Consider the following 23,311-nt stretch of genomic DNA (forward strand, 5'->3'; position numbering starts at 1 on the left):
ACCTCGAACACAGTTGATGGCATACACCATCATCCCACACTGTAAACGAATTAATGACGCGCAACACTAGCTACCTATTTGGTAGCGAACTTCTTCAGATTGCTGGTATCGCCCCGCGCGATGTCGCCGAACATCTCCTTGGCCTTGGCGTTGTCCCACAGCACCGACGAACCGGCCGAGGTCGTGGCGTTGGCGTTGGCGATCGGAACCGTGAGCGTCAGGCCGTTGCCGCTGGAGACCCGGCCGAGCGCGATGATCATCTTCATGGCGGAGAACATCGAGGCGTTCTCACCGACAGCCAGCGAATCGGTGCCGGAGTTGGCCAGCCGCCAATAGCGCATCGGGTTGACGATCGTCGCGGGCGAGGCGGCCTTCTTGGCCATGGCGCCGAGAACCTGGCGCTGCCGCTCGACCCGGCCAAGATCACCATGCGGGTCGGCATGGCGTTCGCGGACGTATCCCAACGCGTCCTTGCCGACCAGAGTCTGGCAGCCCTTCTTGAGGTTGATGTGCGCGTCGTGATCCTTGATCGGTTGCTTCAGGCACACGTGGATGCCGCCGATCGCGTCGATCACGTCCACAAACCCCGCGAAGCCGACCTCGGTGTACTGGTCGACCCGCAGCCCGGTGTTCTTCTCGATGGTCTTGGTCAGCAGTTTGGCCCCACCGAAGGAGTAGGCCGCGTTGATCTTGTTGGAGCCGTACCCGGGGATCGGCAGATAGGAATCGCGCGGAATCGAGATCAGCGCCGGCTGCCCGCCTGGCGGGACGTACAGCAGCATGATCGTGTCGGTCCGCTGGCCCGCGTCATGTCCGGTTCCGAGCTTCTTCTGCTCCTCCTTGGTCAGTCCGGCGCGAGAGTCCGAGCCGACCATCAGGTAGAGGGTGCCGGGCTGGTCCGCCGGACGACTCCCGGACGGCTCGAACGCGACCCGGTTGACATGGCTCCAGGCGTAGATCGGAACCGCGACCAGCCAGACCAGCACGGCCGCCAGGAAGATCGCGATCCCGGCGGCGATTCGCCGCCCGACCCTCCGCTTCCGCGGCGGACGCGGTGCCCGGGCGGGTTGCGGCGGTGCGACCGGCGGCTGGGAGGGCGGTTCCTGCGGCGGTTGGGGAGCGCGCTGCGTAGGTTGCCGGCTCTCGACCTGCGGATTAGGGTCGTACGCCGCCGGTTCCTGCTGCGGCAGCAGGCGGGTCGGCTCGGGCTCCTGGTCCCGCGACTGTTTCGGGTCGCGGTGGTAGAGCCAGTCGAGATCGTCGTCGTGACTGGATGCCATTCCACCAAAGTACCTGTGACCGGCGAGTCGGCCCGGCATCGTCGCCGGAGGGCCGGAATACTGAGGTCATCTGTACGTCGGCCGACCGAGCGGGTGGGCGCACGGATACCTTCCCCAACTGAAAGGCGCGCCGGTGACCGCAACAACGCTGCCGCCTGCCTCCCGTCCGGCAGGTCCGAACCCGACCCAACAGAAGAGCCAGCGGATCAAGCTCCGCCGCGGGCTGACCTTCTTGTTGATGACCTTGGTGCTTCCCGGCTCGGCCCAGATGGCCGCCGGAAGCAAGCGCCTGGGCCGGTTCGCACTGAGGACCTGGGCGGTGCTGGTGGTCGCGGTGCTGGCGACTGTTGCCCTCGCCCTCTTCCGTCGCAGCGCATTCATCACGCTGATGTCCAGCCAGGCCCCGCTGCGGCTGCTGCAGGGTCTGCTGATCGTCCTCGGGATCTGCTGGGCGGGTCTGATGATCGACGCCTGGCGGATCAGCCGGCCGCCGGAGCTGGCACGACAACACCGTCTCGGGTTCGCCATGCTCAGCGGCGCACTGGTGTTCCTGGTGACCGGCGCCATGTTCGCCAGTGCATCGATCGTCTCCGACCAGCGCGACTTCATGTCCTCGGTTTTCACCGGCGGTGGCGACAAGGTGGCCAAGGACGGCCGGATCAACGTGCTGCTGCTCGGCGGCGACGCGGGCTCGGACCGGGTCGGTCTGCGTCCGGACAGCATCACCGTCGCCAGCATCGACACCGACTCCGGACGTACGGTGCTCTTCAGCCTGCCGCGCAACCTGGAGGACGTGCCGTTCCCGGCCTCGTCACCGCTGCACAAAGTCTTTCCCAACGGCTACGGATGCGCCGACCACAGCTGCATGCTGAACGCGGTCTACACCTACGCCGAGGCCCACAAGGATCTCTATCCCGGCGTGAAGAATCCGGGTGCGCAGGCCACCAAGGAGGCCGTTGAGGGCGCCACCGGACTCAAGATCAACTACTACGCGCTGATCGACCTGAAGGGTTTCCAGAAGCTGATCGACGCGGTCGGCGGGATCACCATCACGGTCAACAAGAAGCTGCCGATCGGCGGCCAGGTGCCGGGCCAGAAGGTCAAGCACTACATCGAACCGGGCACCCGGCACATGGACGGCTATCACGCTCTCTGGTACGCCCGATCACGGCACGCCGATTCCGACTACGCGCGGATGGCCCGGCAGAAGTGTGTGATGGACGCGATGCTCAACCAGCTCGACCCGGTCACCGTGCTCACCAAATTCAACAAGATCGCGGCCGCGGGCAAGCAGATCATCGAGACCGACGTGCCCCCGTCGGAGATCAACAAGCTGATCGACCTGGCCGGCAAGGCCAAACGGCACTCGATCGCCAGCGTCGCCTTCGTACCGCCGATGATCTATCCGGGCAGCCCCGACTTCGCCCTGATGCACCAGACCACCAAGGCGGCTGTGGCCAAGGCCACCGATGCCGGTGCCAAGCTGGCCAAGGCGCAGCGCGCGGCGGCCAAGAAGGCGAAGGCCACGGCAAGTCCGTCCGGCCATGCGACGGCCGGCACCAAGCCGTCCGGCGGGTCGTCCAGCGCTTCGACCAAGCCCTCGGCGCCGACCAGTGGGACGAACGATCTCAACTCGGTGTGCTCCGCGGGGTCGGCCTGATCATCCGGTGTCGACCTGTCAGGATGGCGAGATGATCTCGCAGTATCCCGGCGTGTCGGTCGTGATGCCGATCCTCAACGAGGAACGCCATCTGGCTGCCGCCGTCCGGCGGATCCTTGACCAGGAATACCCCGGGGATCTGCAGGTGATCATGTCGATCGGACCGAGCACCGATCACACCCATGAGATCGCCGAAAAGCTGGCTGCGGGGGATGCCCGGCTGCAGGTGGTCGACAATCCGACCGGTCGCACGCCGACCGCGCTCAACCTGGGCATCGCCGCCGCGAACTACGACATCGTCGCCCGGGTGGACGGCCACGGTGAGCTCACCGACGGCTACCTGAGGCGAGCCGTCGAACTGCTCGAGGAGACCGGAGCGGCCAATGTCGGTGGGGTGATGGATGCCCAGGGCCAGTCACCCTTCGAGGAGGCAGTGGCGTACGCGTACACCTCGCGGCTGGGCCTGGGCGGCTCGAAATTCCACCTCGAGGAGTCCCCCGCCGGGCCGGCCGACACGGTTTTTCTCGGCGTCTTCCGCAAACAAGCACTCCTGGACGCGGGGTGCTACGACGAGACCCTGCACCGGGCACAGGACTGGGAGTTGAACTACCGGCTCCGGCAGCGTGGCGAGCTGATCTGGTTCTCCCCAGAGCTGAAGGTCACCTATCGGCCGCGCTCGACGTTGCGCGCGCTGACCGCACAGTTCTACCTGACCGGAAAGTGGCGCCGCGAGGTGGTCCGGCGACACCCCGACACGGCCGGGCTGCGCTATCTGGCACCCCCGATCGCCGTGATGGGGATCGGTGTCGGCATCTCGGGCGGACTGGCTGGCATGATCACCAACAAGTTGATCTTGAAGCTGGGTTGGCTCGCACCGCTGGGCTATCTCTTGTTGATCATCGCTGGTACCGCAACGGCTTCCGGCCTCAGCCCTGCCGCGCGGGCACGGCTGCCGCTGGTGTTGATCATCATGCACCTGGCCTGGGGGCTGGGATTCCTGGTCGGGCTTGATCACGACACCAAGGCGTCGTAATCCTGGCGGTTGCCGAGAACCCCGTCCCAAAGCTTCGTCAACAACCGGGTTTGCATCGAGCTGACCGGCAAGGACAAGCACTTCGATCGCCTGATCGACTCGATGGCCCGTGATGCCGAGGCTGCGCTGGGGACTCTTGACGGGCTGGGCCTCTATTTCGCCAATCTGTACGAGGACCTCGACACCTCGCCGGAATCGGTCGTGGTCGAGATCGGCGCCATCCGGGTGCGGCGCCGTCCGCTTCACGGCACCAGCGACACGTCCAGGGAGTAGTGCGGGGCGCGGTAGACATGCCGGCCGATCTCGATCAGCCGGCCGGTGTCGTCGTAGACGACCCGTTGGGTTGCCATACACGCCGACGGCTGGTGATCGGAGAGCAGCCGGCACTCCTCGGCGGTCATCAACCGCGCGCTGACGGTCTGGTGGGCGACCCGCAGATTGATGCCGCGGGACCGCAGCAACGCGTACAGGGCCCCGTCGGCAAGATCAGCTTCGCTGATCGACAGCCAGTCCGGCAGGTGGTTGACCATGATCGCCAGCGGTACGCCGTCGGCCAGCCGGAGCCGTTTGATGGTGATGAAATTCGTCCCCGGATCGATGTCGGCGCCACAGGAGAGCACTTCCGGCCGAGCCTCACCGATCTCGTACGACAGCAGCCGGGTCTGCGGACTGCGGCCTGATGCGACCAGATCGTCGTACAGGCTCGACAGTCGGGCCTGCCGGTTGATCTGCCGGCTCAGCACCTGGGTGCCGACGCCGCGCTTGCGGACGACCAATCCCTTCCGGGCCAGTTGGGCGATCGCCTGGCGGGCGGTCGGCCTGGCCAGTCCGAGCCGGCTGGTCATCGACAGCTCGTTCTCCAGTCGGTCGCCGGGAACCAACTCACCTGCGGTGATCGCCGCCTCGATCGCGTGTGCCAACTGGTGGTAAAGAGGGATCGGACTGGTCCGGTCCAGCACGATGTCCAGCTGCTTCGGCTCGGCAGACTGAGACATGAGCACGAGCTTAATATGTCCGATTGTCTGGACAAAGACTTGACCTGCTCGCCGTCCGCCTGATTGGCTGGTGGTCATGGCGGGTGTGCACCACGAAGTCCTCACCTTCGGACGGAGCGGGGTCGACATCTATCCCGACCAGATCGGCATCGGACTGGAGGATGTCACGTCCTTCGGCAAATATCTCGGCGGAACCACCGCCAATGTTGCGGTCGCCGCCGCCCGGCTGGGGCGGGCGGCGGCGATCATCACCGGCGTCGGTGACGATCCCTTCGGCCGCTACGTCCGCCGGCAGCTGACCACCCTCGGAGTGGACGACCGGCACGTCGTCACCAACCACGAGTACGCGACCCCGGTCACCTTCTGCGAGATCTTCCCGCCGGACAACTTCCCGCTGTACTTCTACCGCAAGCCCTCGGCACCGGACCTGCAGGTCCGGCCGGCCGACATCGACTTCGACGCCGTACGGGACACCGACCTGATGTGGATCTCAGTCACCGGGCTGAGCGAGGACCCCAGCAGGGAGTCGCATTTCGCGGTGCTCGAGGCGAGGGCCCGCAAACGGTTCACGGTGATCGATCTGGACTACCGGCCGATGTTCTGGCAGACCCCGGACGCTGCTCGGGAGCAGATCGCAAAGGTGCTGCCGGACGTGACCGTCGCCGTCGGGAACCGGGAGGAGTGCGAGGTCGCGGTCGGCGAATCGGATCCGGAGAAGGCCGCCGATGCGCTGCTCGACGCCGGGGTCCAGATCGCAATCGTCAAGCAGGGCCCGGACGGGGTCCTGGGCAAGACCAGAACCGAACGGGTGGTCGCGCCGCCGATCCCGATCGAGCCGCTCAACGGGCTCGGGGCCGGCGACGGATTCGGCGGATCGCTCGCCCACGGGCTGCTCGCCGGCTGGCCGCTGGAGAAGGTCTTGCACCGGGCCAATGCGGCGGGTGCCATCGTCGCCTCCCGGCTGGAATGCTCGACGGCGATGCCGACCGAGCAGGAGATCGACGAGTTGTTGCGGGCATGACCGAGATCAGCGACCTGACCGACATCCGCTTGACCGATCCCGGCCGAATCGGTCGGCTGCTGGCCGAGCGTAGCCGTCCGGGACTGCCCGCCGACGGTCGTTTGATGATCATCGCCTGTGATCATCCGGCCCGCGGATCGCTGTCGGCGCTGGGCCGGCCGACCGCGATGGCCGATCGACCGGAGCTGCTGCGGCGGCTGGTGACGGCACTGTCGAGGCCGGGTGTGGACGGCGTCCTCGCGACTGCCGACATCCTGGAGGACCTGCTGCTCCTCGGCGCCCTCGAAGGCAAGATCGTCTTCAGCTCGCTGAACCGCGGCGGGCTGTCAGGTTCCTGCTTCGAGGCCGATGACCGGATGACGGGTTACGACGTCCGTGGCACTGTCGAATCCGGCTTCGACGGAGCGAAGATGCTGCTGCGGATCGTCGTCGACGACCCCGCTACCGCGTCGACGCTGCAGGCCTGCGGGCAGGCGGTGACCGAGCTCAACCGGGCCGGACACATCGCCCTGGTCGAGCCCTTCCTGGCCCGGCACACCGACGCCGGCCGAATCGCCAACGACCTGACGCCCGAGGCCGTGATCACCTCGATCGCGATCGCCCAGGGGCTGGGGGCCTCCAGTGCCTACACCTGGCTGAAGCTGCCGGTGACCGATCGGATGGAAGAGGTTGCCGCGGCAACCACGCTGCCGAGTCTGCTGCTGGGCGGGGATCCCGAGGGCTCGGCCGATGAGACGTACGCCCAATGGGCCGCCGCGCTGAAGCTGCCGCCGATCCGGGGCCTGGTCGTCGGACGCAGCCTGCTCTACCCGCGCGATGACGATGTCGCGGCGGCGGTGGACATCGCTGCCGGGATGGTGCACTGATGCAGTACACGAGCCTTCGGGTGCTCGACGTCGCCGCGGGCGGGTCTATCGACATCGAGACAGCTGGCGAGGAACTGATCGTGGTGCCGTTGGCGGGGTCGGCAGCCGTCAGCTGTGACGGCAGGATCTACGAGCTCGTGGGCCGGGAATCGGTCTTCGCCGGACCCAGTGACTTCTGCTATCTGCCGATCGGTCGTACGGTTTCGGTCTCGTCACCGACGGGCATCCGCTTCGCGCTCTGCGGCGCGGCAACCGACCAGGAGCTGCCCTTCCGCTACGGCGCCGCCTCGGACGTGCCGATCGAACTCCGGGGTGCCGGACAGTCCAGCCGGCTGGTACGCAATTTCGGTACGGTCGGGTCGTTCGACACCGCGAAGCTGATCGCCTGTGAGGTGATCACGCCGGACGGCAACTGGTCGTCCTATCCGGCGCACAAACATGATCATTCCAGCGAGACGGAGTCGGTGCTGGAGGAGCTCTACTACTTCGAGATCGCCGGCGGACCGCGCGGCGAGCCGGGTTTCGGGTATATGCAGACGACTGCCTCGGACGATCGGCCGATCGATCTGCTGCAAGAGGTCCGTGACCGGACGATCATCGAGGTCCCGTACGGATGGCACGGCCCCTGTGTGGCGGCACCCGGTTTCGAGATGTACTACCTGAATGCGATGTCGGGCCCCGGACAGGAGCGGGCGTGGTTGATCACCGATCACCCCGACCATGCTTTCGTCCGGGCGTCCTGGGACGGTCAGCAGATCGATCCCAGGCTGGAAAGGAGACGATGATGTCGGAAACGGAGCTGGAGAAGGCACGAGAGACGGTCAGGCTGACCGTCGCCCAGGCGACGATCAGGTTCCTGGCCAACCAGTGGACCGAACGCGACGGCGCCCAGCAGCGACTCTTCGCCGGCTCGATCGGGATCTTCGGGCACGGCAACGTGGCCGGACTCGGTCAGGCACTGCTGCAGGCCGAGGTCGACGAACCGGGCAGCATGCCCTACATCCTGGCCCGCAACGAGCAGGGCGCGGTGCACACCGCGGTCGCGTTCGCCCGGGCCAGGAACCGGTTGCAGACCTACGCCGTCACGACCAGCATCGGCCCAGGCGCGACGAACATGATCACCGGGGCGGCGCTGGCAACGATCAACCGAATCCCGGTGCTGTTGCTGCCCGCCGACGGTTTCGCCGCCCGGCACGCATCGCCGCTGCTGCAGGAGCTCGAACGCCCGGAGGCCGGCGATATCTCGGTCAACGATGCGTTCCGGCCCGTCTCCCGCTATTTCGACCGGGTCTCCCGGCCCGAACAGCTGCCCTCCGCGCTGCTCGGTGCGATGCGGGTGCTGACCGACGTTGCCGAGACCGGTGCGGTCACGGTCTGTTTCCCCCAGGACGTCCAGGCGGAGGCGTACGACTGGCCGCAGGCGCTGTTCGCCAAGCGGGTCTGGCGGCTGGGCCGTCCGCAGCCCGAGCCGGCATTGCTGGAGCGGGCGGCACAGTTGATCACTGCGGCACAGCGGCCGCTGATCGTCGCGGGCGGCGGCGTGCACTACAGCCAGGCCGAGGACGCCCTGCAGGCGTTCGCCGAGCAGACCGGGATTCCGGTCGGTCTCAGCCAGGCGGGCAAGGGCGATCTGGTCGATGATCATCCACAGTGTCTCGGGGCGATCGGCTCGACCGGGACGACGGCGGCCAACGCGATCGCCCGGGACGCCGACCTGGTGATCGGGATCGGCACCCGGTACTCCGACTTCACCACCGCCAGCCGCTCGGCCTTCCAGGATCCGGGAGTCCGGTTCGTCAACATCAACGTCGCCGGTCTGGATTCGATCAAGGAAGCCGGTCTGCCGCTGCTCGCCGACGCGCGGGACACCCTGACCGCTCTCGCCGGCCTGGTCGGTGATCACCGGGTCTCCGCCGACTACACGGCCAGGATCACCGCCTTGAAAGCCGAATGGGATGCCATCGTCGACGACGCCTACCATCCGGCGGTCCCGGCCGCCGGCGACGGCGGGCTGCTCAGCCAGAACGAAGTGATCGGAATGGTCAACGAGCAGTCCGACTCCCGTGACGTGCTGGTGTGTGCAGCCGGGTCGATGCCCGGAGATCTGCACAAGATGTGGCGGACCCGTGATCATGGTGGCTACCACGTCGAATACGGCTATTCCTGTATGGGCTATGAGATCGCCGGCGGGCTCGGTGTCAGACTGGCGGATCCGAGCCGGGACGTGTTCGTGATGGTCGGCGACGGCTCCTATCTGATGCTGTCCAGCGAACTGGTCACCGCGATCCAGGAGGGCGTCAAGATCATCGCCGTCCTGGTGCAGAACCACGGCTTCGCCTCGATCGGTTCACTGAGCGAGTCGCTGGGGTCGCAGCGGTTCGGCACCCGGTACCGGAGGCGTACGGGATCGGGTCGGTTGGACGGCGACCTGCTGCCGGTCGACCTCGCCGCCAACGCCGCCAGCCTCGGGGCAGACGTGATCAAAGCCAATACGGCCGACGAGTTCGTCGCCGCGATCAGGACCGCCAAGCAGGCCGACCACACGGTCGTCATCCACGTCGAGACCGACCCGTTCATCGACGCACCCGACTCCGGGTCCTGGTGGGACGTGCCGGTCAGCCAGGTCTCGACCCTTGACTCGACCCAGCAGGCGTACCAGGACTACCAAGATCACAAGAAGGCACAGCGGATCTACCTGGATCCTCATGACTGAAGGAACTGAATTGATCACTATCGGGTCTGCACCCGACTCCTGGGGCGTGTGGTTCGCCGACGATCCCGAGCAGATCGACCCCGGCCGTTTCCTCGACGAGGTCGCCGAGGCGGGCTACACCTGGATCGAGCTCGGTCCGGTCGGCTATCTGCCCACCGACGCCCAGGAACTCCAGGACCAACTCGACGCCCATGGACTGAAGGTGTCCGCCGGGACGGTCTTCGAGCACCTGCACCAGCCCGATTCCTGGGATGACGTCTGGCAACAGGTGTCGACGGTCGGCGCGCTGACGCAGGCCGTCGGTGGCGAGCACATCGTCGTGATCCCGGACGTCTGGCGCGATCACAAGACCGGCGAGCCGAAGGAGCCCCGCGAGCTCACCGTCGAGCAGTGGAAGCTGATGACCGACGGGATGAACGAGCTGGGCAAGCGGATCGCCGACGAGTACGGCCTCAAGGTCCAGTTCCACAGCCACGCGGACAGCCACGTCGGCTACCAGGTTGATATCGAACGCTTCCTGGCCGCCACCGATCCGGCGTATGTGAACCTGTGCCTGGACACCGGCCACGTCGCCTACTACGGCGGCGACAGCCTCGACCTGATCAACCGGTTCCCGGAGCGGATCGGCTACCTGCACCTCAAGCAGGTCGACCCGGCGATCCGTGACACCGTGCTCGCCCAGGACCTGTCCTTTCCCGAGGCAGTACGCCGCGGCGTGATGATCGAGCCGCCGGCCGGCGAGCCCGATCTCGGGCCGATCCTGGACGCGGTGGGCCACCTGGGCCGACCGCTCTACGGGATCGTCGAGCAGGATCTCTATCCGTGCCCGCCTGACGTGCCGCTGCCGATCGCACAGCGCACCTTCACCTATCTGAAGAACTGCGTCGCATGAGTGATCTTCGGGTCGCCGTGCTCGGCGTCGGGATGATGGGCGGATTCCATGTCGAGACGCTGAGCCGACGCGTGCACGGGGCTACCGTCTCGGTGATCAACGACTACGACCAGGCCAAGGCTGTGGCTGTGGCCGGGTCGATCGGTGCGAGGACCGAATCCGATCCGCTGGCCGCGATCAACGCCGACGATGTCGATGCGGTGGTGATCGCCAGTCCGGGCACGGCCCACGAGCAGCAGGTGCTGGCCTGCCTGGACCGCGGCATCCCGGTACTGTGCGAGAAGCCGCTGACGGTCGATCCGGTCAGTGCGCTCGAGGTCGTGAAGGCGGAGCGGCGTACTGGGAAACAGCTTGTGCAGTTGGGATTCATGCGGCGGTTCGACCCGGAGTATGCAGCGGCCAAACAACTGATCGACTCCGGCGAGCTGGGCCGGGTGCTGTTGCTGCACTGTGTCCACCGCAACATGGCCAACGGCCCGCACTTCGACTCGGCGATGATGATCACCGACTCGGTGGTGCACGAGGTCGACGTCGCCCGGTTCCTGCTGGGTGAGGAGATTGCCTCGGTGCAGGTGCTGAAGCCGACGGCCACCTCCGCGGCACCAGAGGGCGTCTCGGACCCGATGATCGTGATCTTCCGGACCGGGAGCGGCGTGATCGTCACGGTCGAGATCTTCGTCAGGGCGCAGATCGGCTATGAGGTGCGGACCGAGGTCGTCGGGGAGCGGGGGAGCACGCTCTTCGGTCTGGACCAGCACGGCATCACCAAGCTCTCCGGACCGGATGGCAGCGGGCGGTGGGGCGGCCTGGTGCCGCCCGGATTCATCGAGCGGTTCGCGCCGGCATATCAGATCGAGCTGCAGCACTGGGTCGATGCGGCACGCACCGGTGGCATCGACGGTCCGGGTGCCTGGGACGGTTATGCGGCGGCGGCGGTTTGCGCGGCCGGAGTGGAGGCGGTGCGCACCGGTGAGGTCGTCCCGGTGACACTGGGATCGATCGAGTAGGAAACGAAGCGAAGGATGGGTTGCTGATCATGGCAGGGTCGAACGAGCAGTCGGACAAGCAGACGATCAATCACTGGGCGGCCGGAGCGGAATTCGCCGGCACCTCGGGCAGGTTCGGCGATGTCACCGACCCGGCGACCGGAGCGGTCACCGCACAGGTGGCGTTCGCCTCGGAGCAAGATGCCGATCAGGTGATCGCGGCGGCGGCCAAGGCCTTCCCGGCCTGGCGCGACACCTCGCTGACCAAGCGGGTCCAGGTGCTCTTCCGGTTCCGCGAGCTGCTCAACCAGCGGTCCGGCGAGGTGGCGGAGATCATCACCTCCGAGCACGGCAAGGTGCTCTCCGATGCTGCCGGCGAAGTCAGTCGCGGCCAGGAGGTCGTCGAGTTCGCCTGCGGAATCCCGCATCTGATCAAGGGCAGCTTCACCGAGAATGCCTCCACCGGCGTCGACGTGCACTCGGTCCGGCAGCCGCTCGGCGTGGTCGGCATCATTTCGCCGTTCAACTTCCCGATCATGGTGCCGCTGTGGTTCACGCCGATCGCGATCGCGGCCGGCAACGCCGTGGTGCTCAAGCCGAGCGAGAAGGATCCCGGTGCCGCCCTGTGGATGGCCAGGCTGTGGAAGGAGGCCGGACTGCCAGACGGTGTCTTCAACGTCCTGAACGGCGACAAGACCGCGGTCGACGCGCTCCTCGGTCATAATCAGGTCAAATCGATCTCCTTCGTCGGCTCGACACCGATCGCCCGCTATGTCTACGAGACCGCAACCGCCAACGGCAAGCGGGTGCAGGCGCTCGGCGGTGCCAAGAACCACATGGTGGTCCTGCCGGATGCCGATCTCGATCTTGCTGCCGATCAGGCGGTCAATGCCGGTTACGGATCGGCGGGGGAACGCTGCATGGCGATCTCGGCGGTCGTCGCCGTCGGCACCATCGGCGACGAGCTGGTGGCCAAGATCAAGGAACGGACCGAGAAGCTCAAGATCGGCGACGGGCGCCGCGACAGCGACATGGGCCCGGTCGTCACCAAACAGGCCCAGGACAAGATCACCGGCTACATCGGCGCCGGCCAGGAAGCTGGAGCGACGCTGATCGTCGACGGCCGCGACGTGACACCGGATTCCGATGGCGACGGCTTCTTCGTCGGACCGACGCTTTTCGATCATGTCGGCCGGGAGATGTCGATCTACACCGACGAGATCTTCGGCCCGGTGCTCTCGGTCGTCCGGGTGGAGACCTACGAAGAGGCCATCGACCTGATCAACAAGAACCCGTACGGCAACGGCACCGCGATCTTCACCAACGACGGCGGCGCCGCCCGGCGCTTCCAGAACGAGATCGAGGTCGGCATGATCGGGATCAATGTTCCGATCCCGGTGCCGATGGCGTACTACTCCTTCGGCGGCTGGAAATCCTCGCTCTTCGGAGACACCCACGCGCACGGTGTCGAGGGTGTGCACTTCTTCACCCGCGGCAAGGTGATCACCTCCCGCTGGCTCGATCCCTCGCACGGCGGCATCAATCTGGGCTTCCCGCAGAACTCCTGAAGGGCGATGCTCAGAGCTGGCCCGGGTAGAAGCCGTGTCGGGCCAACGGCTCGACCAGCTCGCGCTCCTCGTAGGCCAGATGGGAGAGCAGAGTGTCGGTGAGCAGATCGACGGCCTCCTGCAACTCGGTGTAGTCGCCGGGATGCTCGATCACGCCGACGAGTCGGCGGTCGACATCCTGGAGCACCTCGTGGATCACGTGGTGCTCATCGGTGAGCCGGTCGAGGACCGCGCCCAGCTCGTGATCAGCCGCGCGCAGATTGGGAAAGACGGCCTGGTCCTCCAGCGTGTGGTGCTCGGCGACGGTCCGGCAGTAGGCCGCGCAATAGGCGCCGAGGGTCCAGTCGTTCTGCCGCATGGTCAACTCGTTGATCACCGATCGTGCCCGGCCGATGTCCAGCGCACCACTGCGCACCTGGTTGATCACGTCGCGCACGGTCTCGAGCTCTTGGCGTAGATGATCATGGACGTCGATCAGGTGTTGGCCGGCCATCCGACCACGGTCGGTATAGGTGACATCGGGGCCGGAAGCACTCCGGTGCGGTCGGGCGGACTCGTCCCAGAGCGTGCGCTGTGCCAGCCGGGCGCCACTGTCCGCGGTCGGGCGGATGCCGAGCCGGTCATATTCGGACCCGTCGTCGGTCGGCGTGACGGACTGATCATGGTCCAGGTCCGCCTCGGCGCCATCCGTCGGTGAGGTGTCGGTGTGCACGGCACGGGCTGCAGCCACCCGCTCGCGTACCTCGGGGGCGATGCCGGCGAAGTGTTGCAGGACCGCCGGATCGTCGCCCATCACGATGAAGGTGTCGATGCCTTCGGTCAGCGCCAGCTCGACCAGATGATCCGGGTCGGCGTCGGTGACGTTGAGGAGTCTGCGGATGTCGGACGGCTCACGGCCGGCGGTCCGGGCGGCATCGTCGATGATGGTGTTGCCGCGGGTCAGGTCACCCGGTTGCAGATACGGCTCGGACGGCAGCCAGCCGTCACCGAGCCGGCCGGTCAGCCGCAGGATCCGTGGCTTGTACGCGCCGATCCAGATGCCGACCGGATGGGCCGGCGCCGGGCCGCGCTTGGCGCCGTGGAGTTGATAGTAGTGGCCGTCGAAGCGGACGCCGCCGCGCTGGTCGGCATCCCAGAGCTCGCGGATGATGGTGATCGCTTCCCCCAGCGCTGCAACGGATTCGCCCGGCTGCAGCCGTCGGCCGCCCATCGCTTCGATGGCGTCCCAGAATCCGCCGGCACCGATCCCGAGTTCGATCCGGCCGCCGGTGAGCAGGTCGAGGCTCGCCACGCTCCGGGCCAGCACCGCCGGTGGCCGGAGCGGGAGATTGGTGACGTTGCCGCTGATCGCGATCCGCTCGGTGCGTGCGGCGACATAACTGATCAAGGTCCAGGTGTCGGAGAAGCCGGCCTGATAGGGGTGGTCCTGGAAGGTCACCAGGTCGAGTCCGAGTTGTTCGCTCAGCTGGGCCAGGTGGACGGCCCGCTGCGGATCGGCGTTCGCCGGCGTGATGAAGCTGCCGAAGCTGAGCTCGCGGCCGTAGTCCGGCATGATTCCCTCGGTTCCAAAATGTTGATACGTCATCCTCTGTGTTGGATGATACATCAACCTCTCCGGCGTACGATGGATACATGACGGTCGAAGCAGAGCGAGCGATCAGCGCCGAGCAGGAGCTGGGCTGGCGGCTTTACTACCGGATGCAGACCCAGCTGCTGGGCGTGCTGAACCGGGAACTGACCCAGGAGACCGGACTGTCCGAGGCCGACTATGAGGTCCTCATCACCTTGCTGGAGAGCCCGGACCACACGGTGCGGGCCCGCGAGATTCGGGCTGCCCTGATCTGGGAGAAGAGTCGGTTGTCGCACCAGTTGCGGCGGATGGAGGAGCGTGGTCTGGTCCGCCGCGACGACTGTGTCGAGGATGCCCGTGGCGCGATGGTGATCATGACCCCGGTGGGGCAGGAGATCATCGAGCGGGCGGAATGCGCGCGGCTGCGGGCCGTGAACGATCACCTGATCGGGGTGCTCAGCGAAGATCAGCTCCGGGCGTTGGGCGATATCAGCGAGACCGTGCTCGCCCATCTCGGCATCGCCTGCGCGGCTCACCAGGAAGTGTGAGTAATCTGCCGGTCCAGTTGCAGGTGGAGCCCGAATTTCGGCCCAGCGTCAGCACTGGACCGCTGATTTACTCACCGCTGCTCCGGAACCGGAGTGCGACCTCTTCCAACCTGGCAGTGTAATCGCGCCACCAGTCACGATCACCGGCGTCCGACCAGTCGGTGCCAGCGCGGCTGTCGATCAGCTCACGCAGGATCTGCAGCTGGCCCGCGTGCATCGACGTGTCCTTCAAGACCCGGGCCACCAGGCCGGCAGCGGTGGTGACGCGGACTTCCTCCGGCCACCAGGGAACGCTCGCCTCGGCGGCCGGTCCGACTTCTGCCAGCACGGCGTCGGAATGTGCACAGGCCCGCTGATAGAGCTCGACGATGTAGTCGCCCGACTCGTCGGCCGTGGCCCACATGTCGCGGTTGGGGCCGAGCGACTCATCGGCGATCCACGGCAGCGGCTGCTCGAACGGATGGCCGAGGCAGACGCCGAGGTAGCCCGCCTCGATCCCGATCAGGTGTTTCACCACACCCAGCAGATTGGTCCCCGTCGGCGTCATGGGATGTCGGAGCTCGTACGCTCCCAGGCCTTCCACGCAGCCCAGCACCGTTTGCCGCGATTCCTGCAGGTAGCCGTGATCATCCTGGCGGATCGGTGTGGTCGGCATGGCCGAATGCTAGACGGCTATCAGCCTCGGCAAGGTCTGCCTTTCCCGTATGCCGGCTCAGCGAGCTCCGGCTGGCCGGAGCGCGAGCTGCAGGCAGTCCGGTTCGAAGCCCAGCCGGTCAGCGATGTGGCGGGAGGCCGTGTTGCCGGACAGTGCCCTCCATCGGGCGATGCCGAACTCCCGTACGGCGTGGGTGGTCGCGCGCACCCCGACGGCTGTGGCAGCTCCGCGTCCGCGGGCCTCGGGTCGGGTCAGGATGCCGACATCCGACGGCGATCCATCGAAGGGTGTGAGGTTTGCGGCAGCGACCACATGACCAGAGTCGTCGACGGCCTGCCAGGCACCTTCGATGTCGTCGCCGCCGAAACCGCTCTCGCCCCACTCCGCCGGGTCGACCCGGGACCGCAGCTCAGTGAGTTGTCCGGGCAGGACCGGCTCGATGCGGAACCGCGATGCCCGGTGATCGGCCGGCGGGGCTTCATCGGTGAAGGCATGGACACTCGGACCCAGGATCTGCCAGTCGGGCAGCTGCCGAAGCCACCAGCCGGGATCGATCACTGTCGTGGGATCGATCCTCCATTGGCTGATGGCGTCAACGAGGTACTCCGGAGCCGAGACGTACGCCGTTTCCTGTCGCAGAACGGCGTAGATGCCCGGGTAACCGTGCAGGTCCGGCGCCCGATGCGGTGTGATCACCGCGTGGTTGGAGCAGTCGGTGGTACCGAAGACGGCACGCCAGAACGCCTCGACACGATCCCGGCCCCGCTGCTGCACTTGCGAAGTACAGCATCTAGTCAGCAGCTGTGGCCAGCGACCTTTCACGCCACGGCGCCAGGGCGGCGACGTCGTCGACGGCCCGCTGTTCGAGCACCTCGACCGCATCCCGGCCCATCGGGAGCCGCGGTGGCATCGGATCGGTGGTCACCGCTTCATAGATCAGGGCAGCACCCTTGACCGGGTCTCCGAGCTGGAGATGGTTGTTCTGCTCGATCCATTCGCGATGCTCACGCCCTGCCGGCCCGTCGTCGTAATCGGTGATGGAGCTTGCCGTCTGCGCCAAGGACGAGGAGTCGAGGAAGTCGGTCCGGAAGACGCCCGGCTCGATCACCGTCGCCTGGATGCCGAACGGGGCGAGTTCGAGGGCGAGTGCGCCGGTGATCCCTTCCAAGGCGTACTTGCTGGCGTTGTAGATCGACGAACCGGCATCCGGACCGAGCCCCGCACGGGACCCGATGTTGACGATCCGGCCGGAGCGCTGGGCCCTCATCACCGGAGCACCGCACGGGTCATGTTGATCACTGCGAAGACGTTGAGGTCGAAGAGGTTGCGCACCTCGTCCTCGGTCGCCTCCTCGAGTGGCCCGAGCAGGCCACGGCCGGCGTTGTTCACGAGTACGTCGATGGTGCCGTGGTCGAGTGCGGTTCTGGCGATCAGCGCGCCGAAGCCGCGCGATGCGCCGATGATGAACCAGGCGGACATGTTGCTCCTTGCTGCCATGGGTTGTGTTGCGTCGTTTCCGCCATGGCACCAGCCGGAGACGTAGAACAAAATGGGATAGCCAGCCCTGGCAAACCGGCACTGTCAGTGCCTGCTTAGCCGTCCCGATTGCCTTGGGGTGAGGAAGACTGGGGAGATGGCCATGCCCGACACTGTCCGGGAGTTCCTGGCCTCGCGGCGTACGGCTATCGAGCCGGCTGACGTGGGCCTGCCGCCGTCGCCGGTGCCGCGCCGCGGCAAGGGACTGGAGCAGGGCCGGGCCGGACAGGTCTCGGACCAGGTCCTGACGGCGATCGAAGATGCGTTGCGCCTCGACGACTACGAACGCCAGCACCTTCGTGCTCTGGTGGAGCCCCGTCGGGCCCGGCCTCGACCGGCTCGTCCGGAGAAGATCCGGGTCCGGGCCGGTCTGCGGACTCTGATCGCGGCCATGGATCCCACTCCTGCGATCCTGCAGGGACCGCGGTTCGAGGTGCTTGCCTGGAACCGGGCCGACGCGGCCTTGTTGACCGACTTCGGTGCGATGTTGTTCGCCGACCGGAACATCGCGCGGACGGGCAGTTCATCTCCGCCTATACCGTGAATGTCGGCTCGCCGTCCGAGGACCGGCTGAAGCTCTTGATGAGTTGGGACGCAACTTGGGATGCCATGATCGAGCGGTGATTCTTCCCGAACCGCTGTGCTCAACGGGTTGCTTCTCGCGCGACCCCGGATTGTCCTCGGTCGACGTGATCACCGACGGCATGCGGCGGTTGGACGGCACGAGCTTCGAGGTGATCTTCTACAGCACCTGGTTCGATGCCGCGGTCGAGATCGCCGACCAGATCGCGGCGACCGGAGCGCCGACGCCGGTGCTGCATGCCGAGAAGTCGATCGGCCCCGCGTTCGCGAGCGACTCCGGCCACGAGATCGCATTCGACAGGTTCGCCGTGAACTGCCGGTTCGCACGGGCGATCGGGGCGAAGCTGATGGTGCTGCACCTGTGGGGGTTGCCTGATTCCGATCGCCGGCTCGACCGCAACCTGGCGGCATTGACCCGGTTGCTGGACATCGCGGAGTCGTACGATCTCACGCTCTCGATCGAGACCCTGTTGTGTGCGGTGGGCACGCCTCTCGATGCGGTCGTACGCTGCCGGACCGTCGATCAGCGGGCCGGAATCACTCTCGATACGGCCTTCCTGGCGATGCATGATCAACTCGGTGCAGCGGTTACCGATGACCGGTTGTGGCCCGGTGTTGATCATGTGCATCTGAAGGACTACGCCGATCCGGGCCAAGGCTGGGGGACGAGCTATCTCCATCCGGGGCAAGGGAAGCTGGATCTTTCGGCGATGATCAACGGCCTGCACACCCGCGGCTACACGGGCACCGTGACACTCGAGGCACATGCCCTACGTGATGACGACACACCTGATACCGCACGGATCGAGGAGAGCCTCGACTGGATCCGCACGACGCGGAGCAGCGCTGCCACCGTAGGCTCCTAGGGCTTTCGCGAAGGTCCGGCCAACAGCTCGAACGGGTTGGCAGGCTCGTCCTGGGAGCGGCCGAACACGTGCAGGTGCACGTGCGCTGTCTCCTGGCGCGCGGCCGTACCGTCGTTGGCGAAGCAGTTCAGTCCGGTCGCTCCTGAAGCCAGCTGGAATTGCGTCCGGACCCTCCCGAGCTGTTGGTGGATCGACAGGACCTCTGCGGGAGCAAGATCACCGAGACTGAGGACGTGCCGCAGCGGCAGCACGATGACCTGCGAGTCGATCACCACATGCCGAGGACGGATGACCCGAGTGGCATGATCACGCCATCGCTCCTGCGTGGTCAGTACATCAGGACGGCAGCCGTCGCAGTCACTGTCGGAGGGTGCCGGGACGGTGATCATCTCCGGTTCCGCCAGAGCGGCGGCAAGGGCTGTCCTGATCATCTCGTCAAGATCAATTACAGATCGCTCCGACCGCGGAACGGCCATCAGCCGGGACGGTGAGGTGTCGCCGGAGCGGCGCCCGAACACCTGGACGACGCGCGGTGCTGACTCGATCGGGTCCGGTTCACCGATGCCCGCGGCGTCGGGCTGCCAGTTGACAGTGAATCCGATGCGGAATCCGCGTGAGCCGCACACGGACCACAGTGCTGACCGGGACCGGCGGTAGGCATCGAGCAGCTCTGCTGCTGCGGAAGCGTCGAGGGTCTCGTCGGGCGAACGGTCGATCAACGCCAGCTGGGCATCGGTCAAGGGCTTCGGCGGGACGACCACCTGCCAACGTCGGTTCTGCCACAGCGCCGCCAGGCTCATTCCTCCAACCTATGGGGCGAAGGCGCGATGTCCTGCAGGAAGTGCCCATGGTCCCCGTCGGAGTCATCGGGTGTCGGAGCTCGTACTCTCCAAGGCCCTCCGCACAGCGCCGCACCGCGTGACGCGCTTACTGCAGGTAGCCATGATCATCCTGGCGGATCGGTCTGGTCGGCAGAGGGTTCGCGCCGAGCGCCGATGGTCGGGCAGGATCGTGGTGTGAATGGCGAATTGGCCGCGCTCGTGGCCCTATGCCTGTACGGCAACAACTGGCTGGCCGCGCAGGCCGACGATCCGCCTGCCCTGGATGCGGACACCGAGATCTTCACGTTCGTGAAGCGGTGGCGGGCAATCGAGCTCACCGAGCGCGATGGCGAGTCCGTTCCGGTATGGCAGGGTGACGGCATCGCGGCGTGGTTCGCGCACCTCGCCGGTTCCGGGGTGCGGCGTCTCACCCTCGTGACGGCGGACGATGAGCGCACCGGTCCGCTCGACAGCCGGATCGCGGCCGCCTTCGCCAACGGTGGCAGCTGGACGATCGCCGCCGACGGGCCGCGGCCGCGTCTGTGGATGTCGCGCTGGACGGTCGGTGATCGCGATGATCCGCAGCAACGGATCTGGAACGTCGACCACCTCGGACACGCCCTGCCACGCCCACTCGTCGCCAGCCCCGACCTCGCCGCGGCGCACGCGGCGCTGCACGAGCGGCTGCGTGCTGCCTTGGAGTTTGCGCAAGCGCAGGGCCTGGACTCCTGGGCCGGCTTGTTCCGCGACGCGCTCGGTTTGCTCGAGGACACCGATCCCAGCTTCGACCACTTCCCATGGCTCGCTTCTGCGAAAGCTCTCGGTCGACGCCCGCAGGCTCATGGCTGCCGGATCCCGGGCTTGGGTGTTCGGCGGCATGGGCTCGTGGAACGACCTTGGTTTCCCGGACGAGGGCGTGGAACAGGACTACGAACAGCTCAGCTCGACTCTCTTCGCTGCGGTCCTGACCGCGATCACCACTGCCACCAACAGCGCCGCGCCATGAGCTGGATCAACCGGGCCCCTCGCTGGCCGCCGCAAGCAGCGGGACCACCACGTCGCTGATCGGGGTCGGGATGCCGTGGGCCCGGCCTCGTCGCTGGATGACGCCGTTGCGGATGTCCCACTCGAGTGGCCGCCCGGCCTCCCGGTCCGCGAGGATGGAGGTCCCCAGGTCGGTGGGGTAGACCTGGAAGCTGTCGATGATCTGCTCCGGCACCTCGTCACCCAGGACCGCACCTTCGGCCCGCGCCACTTCGAGGCACTCTCGGAGATAGGCCACTGCCAACTCGGCGATGTCCGTCCGCCGGTACATGCCGGACCGGCGACCGCTGAGGACCATCAGTCCGGCAACCGCGTTCTGCAACAACTTGCGCCAGGTCACCGAGGTGAAATCCGCGGCCAGCTCGACCGAGCACCGGGTGCCGCCGAGCGCCTGGCGCACAACACCGGCGGCCGGCACGTCCGGCAGGGTCAGCCGGGCCGGGCTGCGCAGCCACACCGAGGCATCGGGCTGGACCTGGGCCGGGAACCACACGACCGCAGGCAACACCGGGCAGCCGGGGACGTACGGCGCAATCATCGACTCCTGCTCGACGCCGTTCTGCAGTACGCAGACGATGGTGTGCGGGCGACACAATGCTGACAGCCACGGTGCCGCCGCCTCGATCTGCGTCGACTTCACGGCAAGAAAGACGAGATCGACAGGCTCCTCCACCAGGCCGGGATCGGTGCGCACGGGTCCTGGCACGACGATGACATTGTCGTCCTCCCGGAACTCCAGGGTCTTGCGGGCGGTCCGCCCGCACAGCAGCGGCGAGCGGCCCGCCTCGTGCAACGCCGCGGCAACGGTCGTACCGATCGCGCCCGGTCCGACGATCGCCACGCTCGGGTGCTCGGTCACGGTCAACTCCTGAGGGCTGGTCACGCCGGTAGGTTATCGTGTTACACGTGAACGGGGACAGCGGTAATGACATTTCGGATCCGGGCGGTCTGCTGACCAGATGGCTTGGGACCGTCCAGGCCCGCAGCGGGGACCTCGCCGCGAGCGAGGCGAAGGTCGTGGATCTGCTGCTGACCGATCCGCTGTTCGTCGGCACCAGCACCACCGCCCAGGTCGCGGCCCGCGCCGGCGTCTCCGCCCCGAGTGTCGTCCGTGCCGCACGCGCCATCGGATTCAACGGCTTCACCGAACTCAAGCTCGAGATTGCCCGGGCCCGCGGCACGACCGAGTTCTTCGTTCCGTCCCAGGCACTCGCCTCTGACGCGTCGACGGCAGCCGTGCTCGAGGCCTCGATTCGCACCGGGGCTGATGCGCTCACCGCGCTCGGCGGTGCGCTGGACCTCAGCGCCCTGGACGAGGCGGTCCGCGCGGTCGACCGGGCCAGCCAGGTGATCATCACTGGTGCCGGCACCTCTGCGGCGGTCGCGGCGGATGCGGTCTTCCGCCTCCGGGCACTCGGTGTGAAGACCCTCAACATCTCCGACCACGAGTCCGCCATGATCGCGATGCGGCTCCTCGGATCAGACGATGTCGTGATCGCGGTCAGCTCGACCGGCCGCACGTCATCGACCCTCAGCGTCGCCGACGCCGGCAGTTCCGCGGGAGCGACGCTGATCGCGATCACCAACCAGTACGACACCCCGCTCGCGACCCTCGCCGACATCGCGCTCGTCGTCGGAGGGGCGCCGCTGCCGACCCAGATGGCCGCGGCCGGAAGTCGCCTCGCCCAATTGGTCGTCATCGACGCGTTGGCAGCCGCCCTCGCGCTCCGCGACCCGGAACGCGGTCGGCTGGCCGAGCAGGCGAGCATCGACCTGCCGGACATCTCCTGATGCATCCGGGCACGATTGCGATCGTCCTGGTGGCGGCCGTCGCCCACGCCATCTGGAACACGGTGTCGAAATACAAGCGCGGCGACACGCTCGTGTTCGTCTGGGCCTACACCTGCGCAGCAGCGCTGCTGTGTGTCCCGGTCGGGATCATCCCGGTGATCACCGGCATCCAAACCCTCAGCTGGTCGCTCGTCGTTGGTTCGGTCGTATCGGCGGTCTTGCACGTGGTCTACTCCCTGACGCTGCAGACCGGCTACGACCGGTCCGATCTCGGTGTCGTCTATCCGGTCGCGCGGGGCACCGGGCCGGTCCTGACGATGCTGTTCGCGATCATGGTCCTCGGGGAGCAGCTGACCCCGATCGTGATCATCGGTGCAGTCGCGGTCGTGGTGGGCATCGTCGTTGTCGCCGGCAACCCGTTCCGGGGCGGCCAGCGTCGACCGCTCCAGGGCGTGTCGTGGGGTGTGATCACGGGCGCGGCGATCGCGGGCTACACCTTGTGGGACAACCACTCTGTCACGACCCTGCACCTGGAACCGGTGACCTATTTCACCGGCACGTTCCTGCTCCAGGGGCTGATGCTGACTCCGCGTGCGCTCCGCCGGCGGGACCAGATCCCCACGGTCGTCCGTACGAACGCAGCACCGATCCTGATCATCGCGGTGTTCTCCCCGCTGGCCTACATCCTCGTGCTGACAGCGATGCAGACCGCTCCCGTCGCCCTGGTCGCGCCGCTGCGGGAATCCTCGATCGTGGTCGGATCGCTGCTGGCCTGGTGGCTGTTCGGCGAGGGACATCTCGCCCGCCGCATCATCGGCGCTGTGGTCGTGCTGGCCGGTATCGCGGCGATCAGCCTCGGATGAGATCCGAGCGAACGCGACCTG

At 66.8% G+C, this 23,311-nt stretch carries 23 protein-coding genes and 1 pseudogene; 16 read left to right on the top strand and 8 right to left on the bottom strand.

Annotated elements, in window-relative coordinates; genetic code table 11:
* Window positions 1-74: 74 nt before the first annotated feature.
* Entirely contained in the window at window positions 75-1,280 is a 1,206-nt protein-coding gene (locus tag IEY07_RS22235) for an LCP family protein (RefSeq protein ID WP_188898042.1), read from the bottom strand.
* 133 nt (window positions 1,281-1,413) lie between these two features.
* On the opposite strand from IEY07_RS22235, the gene IEY07_RS22240 reads away from it, so the two are divergent.
* Genes IEY07_RS22240 through IEY07_RS22250 form a run of 3 tightly spaced genes read left to right on the top strand, consistent with a single transcriptional unit; the run spans window position 1,414 to window position 4,246 of the window.
* On the top strand, window positions 1,414-2,940 hold the full coding sequence (locus tag IEY07_RS22240) for an LCP family protein (RefSeq protein ID WP_229670530.1): 1,527 nt from the start codon (window positions 1,414-1,416) through the stop codon (window positions 2,938-2,940).
* Between the two features lie 34 nt (window positions 2,941-2,974).
* Complete coding sequence (locus IEY07_RS22245; protein WP_188898161.1) at window positions 2,975-3,973, top strand: glycosyltransferase family 2 protein; 999 nt, start codon at window positions 2,975-2,977, stop codon at window positions 3,971-3,973.
* A 9-nt stretch (window positions 3,974-3,982) separates the two neighbouring features.
* Window positions 3,983-4,246 carry a hypothetical protein gene (locus IEY07_RS22250; RefSeq protein WP_188898044.1) on the top strand — a complete coding sequence of 88 codons (264 nt, stop codon included), beginning with the start codon at window positions 3,983-3,985 and terminating at the stop codon, window positions 4,244-4,246.
* Here the strand turns inward: IEY07_RS22250 and IEY07_RS22255 are convergent.
* Complete coding sequence (locus IEY07_RS22255; protein ID WP_188898046.1) at window positions 4,216-4,968, bottom strand: GntR family transcriptional regulator; 753 nt, start codon at window positions 4,966-4,968, stop codon at window positions 4,216-4,218. The two genes, IEY07_RS22250 and IEY07_RS22255, sit on opposite strands and share 31 nt — an antisense overlap.
* A gap of 76 nt (window positions 4,969-5,044) precedes the next feature.
* Between IEY07_RS22255 and iolC the strand changes: the two genes are divergently transcribed.
* From iolC to IEY07_RS22290, 7 genes are read left to right on the top strand one after another with little or no spacing between them, the layout of a single operon-like run.
* Window positions 5,045-5,989, top strand: coding sequence for a 5-dehydro-2-deoxygluconokinase (iolC, locus tag IEY07_RS22260; protein ID WP_188898048.1), 945 nt, complete (start codon window positions 5,045-5,047; stop codon window positions 5,987-5,989).
* Entirely contained in the window at window positions 5,986-6,855 is an 870-nt protein-coding gene (locus IEY07_RS22265; RefSeq protein WP_188898050.1) for a Cgl0159 family (beta/alpha)8-fold protein, read from the top strand. The genes iolC and IEY07_RS22265 overlap by 4 nt, the downstream gene beginning before the upstream one ends.
* The gene (iolB, locus tag IEY07_RS22270; RefSeq protein ID WP_188898052.1) at window positions 6,855-7,640 is read left to right on the top strand and encodes a 5-deoxy-glucuronate isomerase; all 786 of its coding nucleotides are present in this window, start codon (window positions 6,855-6,857) and stop codon (window positions 7,638-7,640) included. Before IEY07_RS22265 ends, iolB begins: the two co-directional genes overlap by 1 nt.
* Complete coding sequence (gene iolD, locus IEY07_RS22275) at window positions 7,640-9,568, top strand: 3D-(3,5/4)-trihydroxycyclohexane-1,2-dione acylhydrolase (decyclizing) (RefSeq protein WP_188898054.1); 1,929 nt, start codon at window positions 7,640-7,642, stop codon at window positions 9,566-9,568. Before iolB ends, iolD begins: the two co-directional genes overlap by 1 nt.
* On the top strand, window positions 9,561-10,460 hold the full coding sequence (locus IEY07_RS22280) for a sugar phosphate isomerase/epimerase family protein (protein ID WP_188898056.1): 900 nt from the start codon (window positions 9,561-9,563) through the stop codon (window positions 10,458-10,460). Before iolD ends, IEY07_RS22280 begins: the two co-directional genes overlap by 8 nt.
* Window positions 10,457-11,467: a Gfo/Idh/MocA family protein gene (locus IEY07_RS22285; protein WP_188898058.1), complete on the top strand. Its 1,011-nt coding sequence runs from the start codon at window positions 10,457-10,459 to the stop codon at window positions 11,465-11,467. The genes IEY07_RS22280 and IEY07_RS22285 overlap by 4 nt, the downstream gene beginning before the upstream one ends.
* Window positions 11,468-11,496: 29 nt before the next feature.
* On the top strand, window positions 11,497-13,014 hold the full coding sequence (locus IEY07_RS22290; protein WP_188898060.1) for a CoA-acylating methylmalonate-semialdehyde dehydrogenase: 1,518 nt from the start codon (window positions 11,497-11,499) through the stop codon (window positions 13,012-13,014).
* A 10-nt stretch (window positions 13,015-13,024) separates the two neighbouring features.
* Here the strand turns inward: IEY07_RS22290 and IEY07_RS22295 are convergent, their stop codons facing one another.
* Window positions 13,025-14,566, bottom strand: a complete 1,542-nt coding sequence (locus tag IEY07_RS22295) for an LLM class flavin-dependent oxidoreductase (protein ID WP_188898062.1) — start codon at window positions 14,564-14,566, stop codon at window positions 13,025-13,027.
* Window positions 14,567-14,646: 80 nt separating this feature from the next.
* On the opposite strand from IEY07_RS22295, the gene IEY07_RS22300 reads away from it, so the two are divergent.
* The gene (locus IEY07_RS22300; protein ID WP_188898064.1) at window positions 14,647-15,132 is read left to right on the top strand and encodes a MarR family winged helix-turn-helix transcriptional regulator; all 486 of its coding nucleotides are present in this window, start codon (window positions 14,647-14,649) and stop codon (window positions 15,130-15,132) included.
* A 67-nt stretch (window positions 15,133-15,199) separates the two neighbouring features.
* On the opposite strand, the gene IEY07_RS22305 is transcribed toward IEY07_RS22300, so the two are convergent.
* The 3 genes and pseudogenes from IEY07_RS22305 to IEY07_RS22315 all read right to left on the bottom strand — a co-directional run bounded on the left by IEY07_RS22305 (window position 15,200) and on the right by IEY07_RS22315 (window position 17,284).
* On the bottom strand, window positions 15,200-15,787 hold the full coding sequence (locus IEY07_RS22305) for a DinB family protein (protein WP_188898066.1): 588 nt from the start codon (window positions 15,785-15,787) through the stop codon (window positions 15,200-15,202).
* A 57-nt stretch (window positions 15,788-15,844) separates the two neighbouring features.
* Window positions 15,845-16,561: a GNAT family N-acetyltransferase gene (locus IEY07_RS22310; protein WP_188898068.1), complete on the bottom strand. Its 717-nt coding sequence runs from the start codon at window positions 16,559-16,561 to the stop codon at window positions 15,845-15,847.
* 16 nt (window positions 16,562-16,577) lie between these two features.
* Window positions 16,578-17,284 (bottom strand): annotated as a pseudogene (locus IEY07_RS22315) (SDR family NAD(P)-dependent oxidoreductase).
* A gap of 142 nt (window positions 17,285-17,426) precedes the next feature.
* On the opposite strand from IEY07_RS22315, the gene IEY07_RS22320 reads away from it, so the two are divergent.
* Entirely contained in the window at window positions 17,427-17,867 is a 441-nt protein-coding gene (locus IEY07_RS22320; RefSeq protein WP_188898070.1) for an MmyB family transcriptional regulator, read from the top strand.
* A 76-nt stretch (window positions 17,868-17,943) separates the two neighbouring features.
* Window positions 17,944-18,771, top strand: coding sequence for a sugar phosphate isomerase/epimerase family protein (locus tag IEY07_RS22325; RefSeq protein WP_188898072.1), 828 nt, complete (start codon window positions 17,944-17,946; stop codon window positions 18,769-18,771).
* Here IEY07_RS22325 and IEY07_RS22330 read toward each other — a convergent pair.
* Window positions 18,768-19,571 carry an HIT family protein gene (locus IEY07_RS22330; protein ID WP_188898074.1) on the bottom strand — a complete coding sequence of 268 codons (804 nt, stop codon included), beginning with the start codon at window positions 19,569-19,571 and terminating at the stop codon, window positions 18,768-18,770. The genes IEY07_RS22325 and IEY07_RS22330 overlap by 4 nt on opposite strands.
* A gap of 216 nt (window positions 19,572-19,787) precedes the next feature.
* Here IEY07_RS22330 and IEY07_RS22335 point away from each other — a divergent pair, with 216 nt between their 5' ends.
* Complete coding sequence (locus IEY07_RS22335) at window positions 19,788-20,657, top strand: hypothetical protein (RefSeq protein WP_188898076.1); 870 nt, start codon at window positions 19,788-19,790, stop codon at window positions 20,655-20,657.
* Here IEY07_RS22335 and IEY07_RS22340 read toward each other — a convergent pair.
* Window positions 20,605-21,519 carry an oxidoreductase gene (locus tag IEY07_RS22340; protein ID WP_229670535.1) on the bottom strand — a complete coding sequence of 305 codons (915 nt, stop codon included), beginning with the start codon at window positions 21,517-21,519 and terminating at the stop codon, window positions 20,605-20,607. The genes IEY07_RS22335 and IEY07_RS22340 overlap by 53 nt on opposite strands.
* Window positions 21,520-21,542: 23 nt before the next feature.
* Here IEY07_RS22340 and IEY07_RS22345 point away from each other — a divergent pair, with 23 nt between their 5' ends.
* Together IEY07_RS22345 and IEY07_RS22350 are read left to right on the top strand one after the other, a co-directional pair.
* Entirely contained in the window at window positions 21,543-22,427 is an 885-nt protein-coding gene (locus IEY07_RS22345) for a MurR/RpiR family transcriptional regulator (RefSeq protein ID WP_188898078.1), read from the top strand.
* On the top strand, window positions 22,427-23,290 hold the full coding sequence (locus tag IEY07_RS22350; protein ID WP_188898080.1) for an EamA family transporter: 864 nt from the start codon (window positions 22,427-22,429) through the stop codon (window positions 23,288-23,290). Before IEY07_RS22345 ends, IEY07_RS22350 begins: the two co-directional genes overlap by 1 nt.
* The last annotated feature ends 21 nt before the right edge of the window (window positions 23,291-23,311 follow it).

Origin of the sequence: Microlunatus endophyticus, assembly GCF_014646195.1 — a bacterium.
Lineage (GTDB): Bacteria > Actinomycetota > Actinomycetes > Propionibacteriales > Propionibacteriaceae > Microlunatus > Microlunatus endophyticus.

Bases quoted from the DNA above. Each gene is read 5' to 3' on its own strand.
- IEY07_RS22330 (WP_188898074.1), bottom strand. From the start codon at position 19,571: ATGAGCCTGGCGGCGCTGTGGCAGAACCGACGTTGGCAGGTGGTCGTC.
- IEY07_RS22290 (WP_188898060.1), top strand. From the start codon at position 11,497: ATGGCAGGGTCGAACGAGCAGTCGGACAAGCAGACGATCAATCACTGG.
- IEY07_RS22280 (WP_188898056.1), top strand. From the start codon at position 9,561: ATGACTGAAGGAACTGAATTGATCACTATCGGGTCTGCACCCGACTCC.
- IEY07_RS22350 (WP_188898080.1), top strand. From the start codon at position 22,427: ATGCATCCGGGCACGATTGCGATCGTCCTGGTGGCGGCCGTCGCCCAC.
- iolC (WP_188898048.1), top strand. From the start codon at position 5,045: ATGGCGGGTGTGCACCACGAAGTCCTCACCTTCGGACGGAGCGGGGTC.
- IEY07_RS22285 (WP_188898058.1), top strand. From the start codon at position 10,457: ATGAGTGATCTTCGGGTCGCCGTGCTCGGCGTCGGGATGATGGGCGGA.
- IEY07_RS22255 (WP_188898046.1), bottom strand. From the start codon at position 4,968: ATGTCTCAGTCTGCCGAGCCGAAGCAGCTGGACATCGTGCTGGACCGG.
- iolD (WP_188898054.1), top strand. From the start codon at position 7,640: ATGTCGGAAACGGAGCTGGAGAAGGCACGAGAGACGGTCAGGCTGACC.
- IEY07_RS22305 (WP_188898066.1), bottom strand. From the start codon at position 15,787: ATGCCGACCACACCGATCCGCCAGGATGATCACGGCTACCTGCAGGAA.
- IEY07_RS22300 (WP_188898064.1), top strand. From the start codon at position 14,647: ATGACGGTCGAAGCAGAGCGAGCGATCAGCGCCGAGCAGGAGCTGGGC.
- IEY07_RS22295 (WP_188898062.1), bottom strand. From the start codon at position 14,566: ATGCCGGACTACGGCCGCGAGCTCAGCTTCGGCAGCTTCATCACGCCG.
- IEY07_RS22320 (WP_188898070.1), top strand. From the start codon at position 17,427: ATGCCCGACACTGTCCGGGAGTTCCTGGCCTCGCGGCGTACGGCTATC.
- iolB (WP_188898052.1), top strand. From the start codon at position 6,855: ATGCAGTACACGAGCCTTCGGGTGCTCGACGTCGCCGCGGGCGGGTCT.
- IEY07_RS22235 (WP_188898042.1), bottom strand. From the start codon at position 1,280: ATGGCATCCAGTCACGACGACGATCTCGACTGGCTCTACCACCGCGAC.
- IEY07_RS22265 (WP_188898050.1), top strand. From the start codon at position 5,986: ATGACCGAGATCAGCGACCTGACCGACATCCGCTTGACCGATCCCGGC.